This is a genomic window from Acinetobacter sp. AR_0276 (assembly GCF_003000705.1).
Lineage (GTDB): Bacteria > Pseudomonadota > Gammaproteobacteria > Pseudomonadales > Moraxellaceae > Acinetobacter > Acinetobacter nosocomialis.
The window spans coordinates 266,175-278,429 of record NZ_PSQO01000004.1 but is presented as its reverse complement, the minus strand read 5'-3'; the positions used below and the strand labels follow the sequence as shown (position 1 = coordinate 278,429).

General features: G+C 35.0%; 11 protein-coding genes and 1 pseudogene. 7 read left to right on the top strand and 5 right to left on the bottom strand.

The annotated features are described in order from the left end of the window. The first annotated feature begins 265 nt into the window (after window positions 1-265). From CSB87_RS02210 to CSB87_RS02195, 4 genes are read left to right on the top strand one after another with little or no spacing between them, the layout of a single operon-like run. Window positions 266-769: a low molecular weight protein-tyrosine-phosphatase gene (locus CSB87_RS02210; RefSeq protein WP_031952679.1), complete on the top strand. Its 504-nt coding sequence runs from the start codon at window positions 266-268 to the stop codon at window positions 767-769. Between the two features lie 19 nt (window positions 770-788). After that, entirely contained in the window at window positions 789-1,823 is a 1,035-nt protein-coding gene (gene murB, locus CSB87_RS02205; protein WP_031952677.1) for a UDP-N-acetylmuramate dehydrogenase, read from the top strand. A 4-nt stretch (window positions 1,824-1,827) separates the two neighbouring features. Continuing rightward, complete coding sequence (locus CSB87_RS02200; RefSeq protein ID WP_106105018.1) at window positions 1,828-2,958, top strand: YdcF family protein; 1,131 nt, start codon at window positions 1,828-1,830, stop codon at window positions 2,956-2,958. Continuing rightward, window positions 2,958-3,986 carry an alpha/beta hydrolase gene (locus CSB87_RS02195; RefSeq protein ID WP_002052112.1) on the top strand — a complete coding sequence of 343 codons (1,029 nt, stop codon included), beginning with the start codon at window positions 2,958-2,960 and terminating at the stop codon, window positions 3,984-3,986. The genes CSB87_RS02200 and CSB87_RS02195 overlap by 1 nt, the downstream gene beginning before the upstream one ends. A 185-nt stretch (window positions 3,987-4,171) precedes the next feature. Here the strand turns inward: CSB87_RS02195 and CSB87_RS02190 are convergent. The 4 genes from CSB87_RS02190 to CSB87_RS02175 form a co-directional block, all read right to left on the bottom strand. Continuing rightward, window positions 4,172-5,316, bottom strand: a protein-coding gene (locus CSB87_RS02190; protein WP_085944219.1) for an IS3 family transposase whose coding sequence is annotated in 2 segments (ribosomal slippage) — window positions 4,172-5,052 and window positions 5,052-5,316 — 1,146 coding nt in all. Because the reading frame shifts where the segments join, the coding sequence is not laid out codon by codon here. A 54-nt stretch (window positions 5,317-5,370) separates the two neighbouring features. Beyond that, window positions 5,371-5,835, bottom strand: a complete 465-nt coding sequence (locus CSB87_RS02185; RefSeq protein ID WP_079377783.1) for a hypothetical protein — start codon at window positions 5,833-5,835, stop codon at window positions 5,371-5,373. Window positions 5,836-5,891: 56 nt separating this feature from the next. Next, window positions 5,892-6,947 (bottom strand): linear amide C-N hydrolase, encoded by a 1,056-nt coding sequence (locus tag CSB87_RS02180; RefSeq protein ID WP_031952673.1) that lies wholly within the window; start codon window positions 6,945-6,947, stop codon window positions 5,892-5,894. 210 nt (window positions 6,948-7,157) lie between these two features. Next, complete coding sequence (locus CSB87_RS02175) at window positions 7,158-8,831, bottom strand: FMN-binding glutamate synthase family protein (protein WP_031952671.1); 1,674 nt, start codon at window positions 8,829-8,831, stop codon at window positions 7,158-7,160. 525 nt (window positions 8,832-9,356) lie between these two features. On the opposite strand from CSB87_RS02175, the gene CSB87_RS02170 reads away from it, so the two are divergent. The 3 genes from CSB87_RS02170 to CSB87_RS02160 all read left to right on the top strand — a co-directional run bounded on the left by CSB87_RS02170 (window position 9,357) and on the right by CSB87_RS02160 (window position 11,655). Beyond that, the gene (locus CSB87_RS02170; RefSeq protein WP_004886671.1) at window positions 9,357-9,788 is read left to right on the top strand and encodes a hypothetical protein; all 432 of its coding nucleotides are present in this window, start codon (window positions 9,357-9,359) and stop codon (window positions 9,786-9,788) included. Window positions 9,789-10,322: 534 nt separating this feature from the next. Continuing rightward, window positions 10,323-10,853, top strand: coding sequence for a spore coat U domain-containing protein (locus tag CSB87_RS02165; protein WP_031952669.1), 531 nt, complete (start codon window positions 10,323-10,325; stop codon window positions 10,851-10,853). A gap of 91 nt (window positions 10,854-10,944) precedes the next feature. Then, the gene (locus CSB87_RS02160; protein ID WP_106105017.1) at window positions 10,945-11,655 is read left to right on the top strand and encodes a molecular chaperone; all 711 of its coding nucleotides are present in this window, start codon (window positions 10,945-10,947) and stop codon (window positions 11,653-11,655) included. Here the strand turns inward: CSB87_RS02160 and CSB87_RS20240 are convergent. After that, window positions 11,639-11,719 (bottom strand): annotated as a pseudogene (locus tag CSB87_RS20240) (hypothetical protein); the annotation flags it as partial. The gene CSB87_RS02160 and the pseudogene CSB87_RS20240 overlap by 17 nt on opposite strands. Window positions 11,720-12,255: the final 536 nt, after the last annotated feature.

Sequence of the window (12,255 nt, the reverse complement as noted above, 5' to 3'; positions counted from 1 at the left end):
TGAGCGGGCTTTGCTCAAAATATTTTTGATACCACTATTTAAAATAAAAAGACAAAATTAGCTAGTTTATCGACTGATTTATCAACTTTTAATCTATTGATAAACATTATTTTCCTTTTCAACACAAGTGAGTTTTGACAAAATGCAACAGGTCATCAGGATCAATACAGACTTGGCCAGATTTATAGTTTGTTAGCATTTTGCAGTAACTTTGCAAGTAACCTGTTTATTTCTATGTAATTCAAATGTTTGGAACTAATTTCTAATGGAAACACAATATAAGGTTTTATGTGTCTGTTTAGGAAATATTTGCCGTTCTCCCACCGCTGAAGTGGTTTTCAGACATTATTGTGATAAGCATCAACTCAATGTAATCGTTGATTCGGCTGGAACGAGTAATTATCACCCAAATAAAGCCCCTGATCAGCGTAGCCAAAAGCATGCTAAGAAAAGAGGCTATGACTTGTCATCTTTACGTGCTAGACAACTTTCAACTCAAGATTTTTTAGATTTTGACTTGATTTTGGCAATGGACCATCAAAACTTTGAAGATATTTATGATTTATTGCAAAACGCTATCTTTCAGTTTGGTAGCCATCAAATTCGAGCAAAAGTCGCATTAATGAGTGAACATGATCCCCAATATCCAAAGCAAGCTTTGCCTGATCCTTACTATGGTGGTGATGACGGCTTCGAGCGTGTACTTGACCAATGTGAATCGAGTACTCTCGCATGGATTAATGTTTTGAAAAAACAATTGAAAGTTTAAGAATAGGTTTATCAATACAATGCAAATTCAAAATCAAGTACAGCTTAAGCCATTCAATACTTTAAGTTTAGATGTAACAGCTTCTCATTATACTAAGATTACGTCTGTTGAAGATATTAAAGAAGCTTTGAATTTTGCTAAACAGCATGAGCTAAATGTACTTGTTTTATCTGGCGGTAGTAATATGTTGCTGCCACAGCAAATTAATGCGTTAGTCATTCACCTTGATATTCAAGGTATAGAGGTTTTATCTGAAGATCAGAATTTTGTTCGTATCAAAGTAGGTGCAGGACAGGTTTGGCACGATTTTGTTTTATATAGTACACAGCAGAACTGGTTTGGTTTACAAAATTTAGCCCTTATTCCTGGCTTAGTGGGTGCTTCACCAGTACAAAACATTGGCGCCTATGGCGTTGAAGTTGGTGAGTTTATTGAGTCAGTACAGGTCTATGACCGTAAACTTGGAGAGACACAATCAATTTTAGCGGCCGACTGTCATTTTTCTTATAGACATAGCATTTTTAAAGATGATCCGACGCGTTACATCATCACGCATGTCACCTTTAAATTACTCAAGCAACCTCATTTAAAGTTGAATTATGGTGATTTAAAGGAAGCAGTTGGAGACAATCTCACTGCTGAAAATTTACAAAATCAGGTCATCCGTATTCGTCAAAGTAAATTACCTGATCCAAAAGAATATCCAAATGTAGGAAGCTTCTTTAAAAACCCGATTGTAAGTGCTCAAGAATTTGAACGCTTAATCACACAATTTTCAACAATTCCACATTATCCTCAAGCCAACGGTAACGTTAAAATTGCAGCGGGTTGGTTAATTGATCAAGCAGGTTGGAAAGGTAAACAACTTGGTGTGGTGGGGATGTTTCATAAACAAGCCTTGGTTTTGGTGAATTATGCCAATGCATCTCTTGCTGATGTAAAGAAAACTTATCAAGCTGTACAACACGATGTTGATCAGCGTTTCCATGTTATGTTAGAACCAGAACCTGTGCTTTATAACAGTTTAGGTTTAATTGAAAATCATACGGAATAGTTCTATGCCAAAAGTACACTTGATGGTACGTTTTGTACAAGTAGTTACTGTGCTATTTGTACTATTGGGCTGTTTCGTGGTTTTTCTATATTCGCCATTTTATTCAAAACTTATTGTAGCTGGACTTAACTATTTTGTTCCAGTAGATGTGAATGAAGTGGCAGCGGAAAGCCAGCGAAAAGCTGCATTAAGTGAACGTGATAACTTAGAGCCTGGTTCAAACTTATGGATTGCTCGTCAGGCTTATTTAAAGCTTACCGAAGATGCTATACGTGAAAAAAAGACAGCAGACTTGGGCTACATACAAGAAAACTATAAAGCTTTGCAGCAAATTATTCTTTTAGAAGAAAAAGAACAAGAGATGGAAGAAGAGGAAGAAACTTCAGCTGTAAGTGTTCCATTAGTCGCGAAAAACTCAGAAATTGATGCAGCTGATGAAACAAGTAGCCCTATAGATGAAGCGCTTTTTATTAACAGTTCTGAAAACAAGGCTCTTACTGAACAATATACCGAGTTTTTAGCAAGAAAACCTGTAGTACCTGAACATCAAAAAGCGGTAAGTGAGCCTGAGCAAAAAGTTGAATATGTCCGTAAAAATCCTTTGCCAACTCAACCTAAAAAGTTAACAGAACCGTATGCTATTGTAGTACTAGGTGGCGGTTTAACTTTAGATAAAAATGGCAAAGATATTGTAGTTAATAGTTATACCCGCTTAAGACTAGAGAAAACGTTAGAAGTTGAAAAGCAAAACCATCTACCAATTGTATTAAGTGGTGTTGAAGCACCATATATGCAAGCATGGTTAAAAAAACGTGGTGTCGATACAAAATTATTAGAACAAAGAAGTATGAATACTTGTGAAAATACTCGTTTTAGTTCATTACTGCTTCAAAAGAAAGGCGGTGCGCCTACAGTAATGTTAGTTACAGATGAATATCATATGCCACGTACGCGCCGTTTATTTGCTCTGAATGGTATCGAAACGATTCCAGTTATTGCCCCTATGCCAACACCGCTTACACGTTGGCAACCGAGTATACAAAACTACGATCATAGTCGTCGTGCAAATTATGAATTACTTGCGACAATTCGTGACATGTTATTTGGTTCAAGTGATTGTCGAGAGGTGCCTTAATGTCTGAGATTCCATTTCTCAATCCTGCCGTATTAAAACAATTAGATTTACCGGTACCTAACCGTGATCTCACTCCACAAGTTTTAAGTCCACTCAATTTAAATACATTAGAAGAGCCTTCTCGTGAACTTTTAGCATACCGCAAATTATACGGTTTGCATTTACTCGACTGTGACCATTGGCAAGGCTATGTTCAAATGCCTTTATTTCGTCTGCATGTCCAAGTTTTTAAGCCTAAATTAGACAAAGTACAGGGGACTGTATGTTTGTTGCATGGCTATCTTGAACATAGCGGGATTTATCAACCTATTATCCGTGAAATTCTTGAACAAGGCTTCAGTGTAATTACTTATGATTTACCTGGTCATGGTTTAAGTAATGGTTCACCTGCAAGTATTCAAAATTTTGATCATTACCAGCAAGTTCTAATGGCTGTTTATCAGTATGTCAAACATGCAGATCAGTTACCAAAACCGTGGGTGGGTATCGGCCAAAGCACGGGTGGAGCAATTTGGATGCATCACTTGCTCGAGTATGCTGAAAAAAGACAAGATCCAATTGTTGATAGAGTTCTGTTACTTTCACCTTTAATTCGACCAGCTAAAACAGCATGGTGGCATAACCCAGTGGGACTCGGCATTATTCGTCGTATTAAACGCCAAGTACCAAGACACTTTAGACGTAACAATCATAATCCTGAATTTTTACGTTTTGTTCGTTTAAAAGATCCATTACAACCACGCATGATGGGGATGGACTGGATTTTAGCAATGTCAAAATGGATGCAAGAAATGGAAGAGCGTCCAGCTTGTCGTATTCCTGTTTGGTTAGCACAAGGGGCATTAGATCAAACGGTAGACTGGCGCTATAACATTGAGTTTATTCGCCGTAAATTTAGACTTCAAACCTTGTTAATGCTTGAAGAGGGGTCTCATCAATTAATTAATGAACGTGCAGATATACGTGCAGCTTTAACGGGTTTAATTCCAGCCTTTTTACATGCTAAGCCAAAGCATTTTTATTATTAAAAAATTAATGCACTCATTCTAGTAAATAGATTGAGTGCATCAGTTAATCAAATCAGATGATTATTTTAAACTTTGATAAAGTTCTACGAAATTTTTATACACAGAAGATTGCTTTTGCGGTGAAAGAGGTGGTCCCACATGTTTGAACAACTAAAAGCTTATTTATAAGTGATACTCTGCTCTAGTTAAGCTACCTTATTTTGTTGTGGTAGCTGGTCATAGTAAAACTCATCTGGAGTCATTTTGTCCAGACTCGAATGAGGTCGTTTCAAATTATAAAATTCAAAATATGCGTTTAATTGCTTCTTCGCATCCAAAACATTGCTGTAGGCTTTGAGATACACCTCTTCATATTTAACGCTCCGCCATAATCGTTCAACCATCACATTATCAACCCATCGACCTTTACCATCCATGCTGATTTGGATGTCATTTGATTTCAATACATCAATAAATGCATCACTGGTAAACTGACTGCCTTGGTCTGTATTAAATATTTCAGGTCGACCATATTTTTCAATAGCTTCATTTAATGTTTCTATGCAAAATGTAACCTCCATACTAATCGATACTCTATGCGCAAGTACCTTGCGGCTATGCCAATCAATCACAGCACATAAATAAACAAAGCCTTTTGCCATAGGGATATACGTTATATCCGTAGACCACACTTGATTACTGCGCTGAATAGCCAATCCTTTGAGCAGATATGGATATTTGCGGTGAGCTTGATTAGCCTGGCTTAAATTTGGTTTGCAATATAACGCATTAATGCCCATTTTCTTCATTAAAGTACGTGTATGACGTCGTCCTATATGATGTCCTTGACGATTCAACAAATCACGCATCATACGGCTACCTGCAAAAGGGTATTGCATATGTAACTCATCCATACACCGCATCAGCTTCAGATCTGATGCACTCACAGGTTTTGGGCGATAGTAATAACAACCACGGGAGACTTTCAGCAGCTGAGCTTGCTTAGATACTGAAATCTGAAGTGAGTCATCGATTAACTTTTGTGGTTGAAGCGGCCCAGTTTCTTCAACACACCTTCTAAAAAATCAATTTCTAATGCCTGCTCACCGATTTTTGCATGTAGTTTTTTTAGATCGATGGGTGGTTCTGTTGGAGCTTTTGATTGATCGAAAGCTTGCGAGGAAGCTGAAATCAGTTGATTTTTCCAGTCGATAATTTGGTTTTGATGAACATCAAATTCAGCACTCAATTCAGCAAGTGTTTTTTCTGCTTTAATCGCAGCAAGTGCTACCTTAGCTTTAAAATCATTTGAATGATTTCTTCTTGGTCTACGTGCCATAAAATACTCCATATATTGATGTTTATAACATCATTTGGGGAGCAAAATATCACTTATAAGTGTTGTTCAAATTTCCTGATCCACCTCTGAATACATATTTCGCTCAATAATACCTTTATCAGTCTTAACTAACACATTAATGTTTTTCGCGTTTTTGAATTCCTGTAAGAACTGACTTGGAATAATAAAGTACGTGGTCGAGTGTTTAGGAACAAATCTGCTAACAGTAGTTTTCTCAGTGGCTTGAGCTGGGTTATAGCTAAATTGTTTTCCATCAATATCAAATACTAATGAATTAATATCATAGAAGTTATAACTACTGCTTAAATGTACATCTACACGGACTTGGTTTTTCTGTTTCTCATTCCATTTAACAAGTAAGCTTGGACAAAGTTCTGTAGGTAGGCAATTGAGCTGACCAGCTGTTTTTAGCTCAGATGTTGCTGTCGTGGTAGTAGATTTATATGAGGTCGTGCTACAAGCTGTTGTAAGCAAACAAGTACCTAATAAAAATAGGGCTTTTTTCATAATGTAATTCCAAGAAAGCAGATATTATTTATCTTATAGGTGATAAATTTTACCCTTTATTAAAGAGTTTTTGGGCTTAAAAAAGCAAATGGTTTTGCAATTTTAAAATCAGAAGTCGCATCTCCAGCATAGATATGGCTCTGCTCGGGACCGAGATCCAGTCTACGGGTTTTACCATCTTTAAAATTTATTTTCTTCAAGTCCACCCAAAATACATTGGGGGATAAAGCGGATTCAAAAAAATAAAGCATCTGTTTATGGTCTGCAACAGTTCTCCAACGGGTCGATGAAATATTAGGCTCTTCTTGTGTATTTAATCCATATGGAACAGAGGCATTTCGAATAACGCTAAATACAGAAGCCTGAGCTTGTTTCATATCGTCGTTTTTTGGAATTGCATTAATATAAAATGATGCTCGTGCAAAACGGTCAGAAGCGCGGTTAGTACCCGGAAGCATAACGGTACCACCGATTTGTTTCCAATATTCAGCAAGTGCAAGCTGTTTATCAAATGTAGGAGAGTTAGTCATAATTTGATAACTTCGGCTGTGATGAATCACTTGTTTTCCGCCAATATATTCAATGATTGCGCTATCACCTGTTTTATCGGAAATAGACAAATGAAGTGTTGTGAGTCTTGATTCGCCAGGAACGCTGTCTGTTACGATTGTATAGGGTTCATTCTCAAGAGCTTTAACGGCTTCATCAACGGTGGCGAAATTATCGAGTACATACTGTGCCCAAGCTGCGATACTTAATAATGGTTTATTAGAATTTTTTACATCTGGATACTGAGATTCGACTAACCATAAGACATTAGCGACTAAACCAGCTTCATTCATTCCGTCGGTCGTAGAGACTTCATAACCTGTTGCAATAACGCTGCCATATTTAGAAGTCCATTTAATTGAATTTGGTCCTGCACTTCCATCACGAGCAACACCACTCGGTAAAATCCATAAATTTGTGCCAGTATCAACTTTCCAGTCCATTGAACGAGCTGTAATAATATGTTGATTGTTGCCTAAATATACCGCACGTGTACAAGCCGATGCATAGCTACTTAATCCTAGAGCAAAAGCAACAAAAGTTGGAATGAATGTTTTTTTAAACATGAGTGAATACCTTCTTGTTATTACAGTTTGAGGATATTTATTTAATAAAATTAAAGCATGTATATTATTTATACTTTTATAGTAGGTGAAAAATATATTAAATACAAACTAAAAGAAGAGGCTATTTAAAGCAAAAATCACATATAAATTTAAAATATGAGAGAGCATCACATTTTAAATATGATGCTCAAATTATTAAGTTAGTATGAATTAAAAATGATTGGCATCAGCCATATTCCACATACGATAATAAAAATTATCATCATCATTTTTTAGTTCAGATTGTAAAAGTTCTCCTTCTTTCAAGAAGAAATGTAATTGAGCATAGTTCTTGATTTCACGGTCATTGACTCGTTGAGCCAAATGATGGGCTTTAATATCTGAAGGATGACGTAAACCGGCAGCAGCAATCATTTCTGATAAAGCATGTAATGTATTTTTATGGAAATTAAATACGCGCTCTGCTTTGGTAGGTACATGGAGTGCTTTTTGACGGTCTTTATCTTGGGTTGCTACACCTACAGGACATTGGTTGGTATGACAACTTTGCGCTTGAATACACCCAACTGCAAACATAAAACCGCGCGCTGAGTTAACCCAATCTGCACCTAATGCAAAAGTACTAGCAATATCAAATGCGCTAATAATTTTACCGCTTGCACCAATTTTAACTTGGTCTCTTAGTCCAGCACCTACAAGCGTGTTGTGTACAAAACGTAAGCCTTCACGTAAGGGAGTACCAATATAGTCACTAAACTCAATTGGTGCTGCACCAGTACCACCTTCAGAACCGTCTACCACAATAAAATCAGGCACAATTTTTGTTTCAAGCATTGCTTTTACAATACTCATAAACTGCCAAGGTTGCCCAATACATAGTTTAAAACCAACAGGTTTGCCGCCAGATAAAGTGCGTAACTTTTGCAAAAAGTGCATCATTTCAATTGGTGTAGAGAAGCTAGAATGTTTTGCTGGTGAAATACAGTCATGATCACGTGAAACACCACGAATTTCGGCAATTTCAGCAGTAATTTTATGCTTAGGTAAAATACCGCCATGCCCGGGTTTAGCACCTTGTGAAAGCTTTAACTCAATCATTTTGATCTGTGGCAATTGAGACTGTTTAGCAAACTTTTGTTCGTCAAATTTTCCATCTAAAGTTCGACAACCAAAATAGCCACTGGCAATTTGCCAGACAATATCACCACCATTTTCTAAATGATAAGGGCTGAGACTTCCTTCACCAGTGTCATGATAAAACCCACCCAACTGTGCACCTTTATTTAATGCACGTATTGCATTTGCACTTAAACTACCAAAGCTCATGGCAGAGATATTCATAATAGATGCACTATAGGGTTGAAGGCATTGTGCATTACCAATTTGAATACGAAAACTCTTAGGATCTGCTGGTAGGCATGGACTAATTGAGTGAACAATAAAGCGATAATCTTGTTGATAGACATCTATGATTGACCCGAAAGGTTTATCGGCATTTTCATTTTTTGCACGTTGATAAACTAAGCTTCTTTGCATACGCGAGAAAGGTAGAGCATCTTGATCGGCTTCAATAAAGTATTGGCGAATTTCTGGACGTATATCTTCAAATAAAAAACGAAAATGACCCATAATTGGGTAATTTCTTAAGATAGAGTGTCTATTTTGTAAGACGTCATATAAACCCAATAAGCTTAATGCACCAGTAACGACCCATAAACCATTGAGTAGAGTATCTGAAATAAAATAATAGATACTATGAGGGGTATATACGGTTCTAAACCACGTGATACTAAGTGCCGTAAAAATACACAAGAACCAGAGTGAATGGCGTGAAAAGAATGTATTGAGAAATTTATGTCGAATGATTTGTGCTGGACTCGCCATATGTGAACAAATTCCTAATGTTTTACTGGCACATACCTTGCCAAGAAGCAGCTTAAACTACAAGTAGGGAATTGTTAGCTGTAAGAGTTTATATCAATAGTAAATGATTATATTTAAGATTAAATTGAATAGAGGGTATTTAATTTTCTAAAAGTTGTGGCGTAATAATTTTAAGATAAAGTTGGTTTTATAAATAACGAACTTTTATAATCATTGCTTTGATTATAAAATATATGAGAATTTTTTATGGTTTAGACGTTTTAAATAAGCTTACTATTATTTAAAAAGCTAGTTAATAAAAAAATCTAAATAAATCTGGGAATTAATCTAAAAAGTTTTTTAACTTTATAAATTTAATCAAGTCTGAAATTTGCTTGTATGAGTTTGATCAAAAATCTAGCTTTTAAATTAATGGCTTTATGTTTTTTTAAACATTTTTTGATAGTATTTGTCAATTGAAAGGATATTTTCAATAGATTTTATTACAACTATATAGCATTCTAAAAAATCAAGTAAGGGTTTGAAATGAGCTGGAAATTTTTAACATTTTCTGTTTTTTTTACTGATATTTTTTTATTGTTTTTAATGTTCTATCTTGGCTATGACTTCGAAACTTTTAAAAAAGTAGCTTTAGCTGAAACTTTACTAGTTATTATTGCCCTAATATTTGATTCCATGGAACAAAAGAAGAAACCTATTTTTCCTGGTTGTATCGTCTATCCATTGTTGGGCATTTTATTCATTTTAGGATTTACACCTATTCTTGATTTTTTTGCAGAACGACCAAAAGGATTCCATAGTTGGGATATTAAAAATATGTGGATGATTAATGTGAATGAAGGAAATTATCAATTAAATAGACTTGCTTGGTATGGTAAAGCTTATGTACAACTGGGCTTTGCAATGGTAGGGGGAATTTTAGGATTCATTTTTCATTTAGTCTTTAGAAATACTTAAAGCATATTTATCTTTTTTGCTAAAGCTAGATGACATTTCTTACCTCAATTTTGGGAAAAGTGATTAAATCACCTTTCACTTCCTTAGAATTCTTATTCATAGAATATTATTTTCTTATTCATTTAAAATATATAGAACAAACAAAAGCTTAAATTTTGCTCTCCTAGTGGAAGGGAAATTTTAATAAATGATAAACTATAAAAAATGATGGTAAAATTTAACTAATGAAATTTTATGATTTTTTATTAAAACTAATAAAAAAGTGAATAAAATTACCGGAAATTTCTACAAAAAGTGGTATAGACCATATAAAAATACATAATTGAGAAATCCATCGGATTTTGAATTGTTAATAGATATTTAAAATGAAACTAATATCAGCATTTTTGTTGTTTTTTTGTATGATGCGCGCACAGTAGAGTAAAAAAAAAGACGCTTTGAAAAAACAGTCAGAAAAGCTAGTGATTGGATTGGGGAAGGCTAGTTTTTACATCTATTAATTCTTATTGGCGTAATGTAAAAAGGTTTTCAATCATGAAAAAATCTCTCATCGGTTTATCAGCAATTGCTATAGGGTTAATGTCTATCAATGTCGCAAATGCTGCAACGGCTACAGGTACATTAACTGTTAAAGCAACAATTACAAATAGTTGTGTATTGAATACATCAGCTACGGGTACAACTGCTAATGCAGTTTTAGATTTTGGTACTTTAAGCTCTCTTGCTAACAATGTAGATGCAGATACGACTACTACGGGCGGTACAGCTATTAAAGTGTTATGTAACAATACTGTGCCATGGACTTTAGCTTTTGATGCAGGCAAAAATGCTCAAACAACTCAACGCCGTATGATTGGTGGTGCAACAAGTAACGAATATATCCCTTATAACCTTTTCTCTGACACTAACCGTGCAACAGCAATCGGTATTTCAACAACAGCCTATAGTGGTACAGGTACTGGCGCAGTACAAACAGTGAACGTGTATGGCCGTATTCCTGCTGGCTCAACTTTGCCAAGTGCTGGTAGTTATGTTGATACTGTGACTGTGACTGTTACTTATTAATTTTAAATAAGTTCTATTCATTGTTGACGCTAGCTCTTATTTGAAAGAGCTAGCTTAAGTTTAATTTGAGAAAAGTAATTCTGGGCAAATCATGAGAAAAAATATCTTTGTTGCTACAAGTTTATTATTATTTTTGCCTAGTATGTTAAATGCTGCCTCAATACGTCTTTCTCCTGTAAATGTTGAAATATTGAGTGATCAGACTGCATCTTCAATTAGCTTGTATAACCAGTCAAATGAAAGTGCTGATTTACAGGTACGTATATTTGAATGGACCCAAAATGCTGGGCAAGATCAATTAATTCCTACAGATGATATTGCAATTAGCCCACCTTTTTTAAAATTAAAACCTAATGACTCTTATAATTTACGGGTAGTTAGAATTAAGCCGGAACCAATTTCTGGTGAGAAAACCTACCGTATTATTATTGATGAATTACCCAAGCCTATTGATAGCCGAAAAGCTTCTCAAGGTGTAAATGTATTGCTTCGCTCATCATTGCCTGTGTTTGTAGTCAATAAAGATGCGATGACTAAGCTGACTTGGTCAATACAACAAGAACAAAATAGTGCTTATCTTTCTATTAATAATATTGGCAATCGCCATGCACTGTTAAATAATTTAACGCTTGTAGATACTACTTCAAACAAAAGTTATCCGATTAAAGTAAATACCGTAAATGGTTATATTCTTTCCGGAAAATCAAGAAACTTTAATATTAGTTCTGATTTTAAATTTCAAGCTGATCATAAATATAATATTTCATTGAATATTAACGGTAAGCCAGCATCGGGGCAATAAAAATACCAGCGTAAATATGTATGAGACGGAAAAGACTGCGCCAAAAGCTAGGGGGGTTAGGCATTTTGAGAAGTATCGAACAAACTTTGGCGTGAAGTATATCTACTTTTAAATAAAGTTACCCATTGTTTAATTATCTATAGCCAAACTTTTCACATAAAAGCCTTTTAATAAATTGATTATCTAGACCTAAAAATTGAAGAAGTGAGATTAAAATTTGATTAAAGATTGATAGTGATAGCTTTATGCTTTGTATTTTAAAAAGCAATAAAGCTATTAGTTTTTTATCTAGATGATAGAATTGCGCCGGTCAGTAAATTGATGTGTATTCTTACTTAATATGCAATTGATGATGCATCCTTTTGAGGTTGTGTGTAGATTGTTGAGTTGCGAGTAAGTGCTAATGTAGATATACATACAACTATCTGAAATTCTAACTTATTGAAGATATAAGGTTTATCAGTTGCTCCCATCACTTACAATTCAAACCAGACTCGGTGGATTCTACTTTTTTTATAATACGCCTGTGGTTTTTGTATTTTTATTAAAGTGAATTAAAACAAAGGCTTATTGTTAGAAAATGACGTATTTTATGGTTAA

Excerpts from the sequence above, each read along its gene's own strand:
- CSB87_RS02210 (WP_031952679.1), top strand. The coding sequence starts at position 266 with ATGGAAACACAATATAAGGTTTTATGTGTCTGTTTAGGAAATATTTGC.
- CSB87_RS02175 (WP_031952671.1), bottom strand. The coding sequence starts at position 8,831 with ATGGCGAGTCCAGCACAAATCATTCGACATAAATTTCTCAATACATTC.
- murB (WP_031952677.1), top strand. The coding sequence starts at position 789 with ATGCAAATTCAAAATCAAGTACAGCTTAAGCCATTCAATACTTTAAGT.
- CSB87_RS02170 (WP_004886671.1), top strand. The coding sequence starts at position 9,357 with ATGAGCTGGAAATTTTTAACATTTTCTGTTTTTTTTACTGATATTTTT.
- CSB87_RS02160 (WP_106105017.1), top strand. The coding sequence starts at position 10,945 with ATGAGAAAAAATATCTTTGTTGCTACAAGTTTATTATTATTTTTGCCT.
- CSB87_RS02165 (WP_031952669.1), top strand. The coding sequence starts at position 10,323 with ATGAAAAAATCTCTCATCGGTTTATCAGCAATTGCTATAGGGTTAATG.
- CSB87_RS02195 (WP_002052112.1), top strand. The coding sequence starts at position 2,958 with ATGTCTGAGATTCCATTTCTCAATCCTGCCGTATTAAAACAATTAGAT.
- CSB87_RS02180 (WP_031952673.1), bottom strand. The coding sequence starts at position 6,947 with ATGTTTAAAAAAACATTCATTCCAACTTTTGTTGCTTTTGCTCTAGGA.
- CSB87_RS02200 (WP_106105018.1), top strand. The coding sequence starts at position 1,828 with ATGCCAAAAGTACACTTGATGGTACGTTTTGTACAAGTAGTTACTGTG.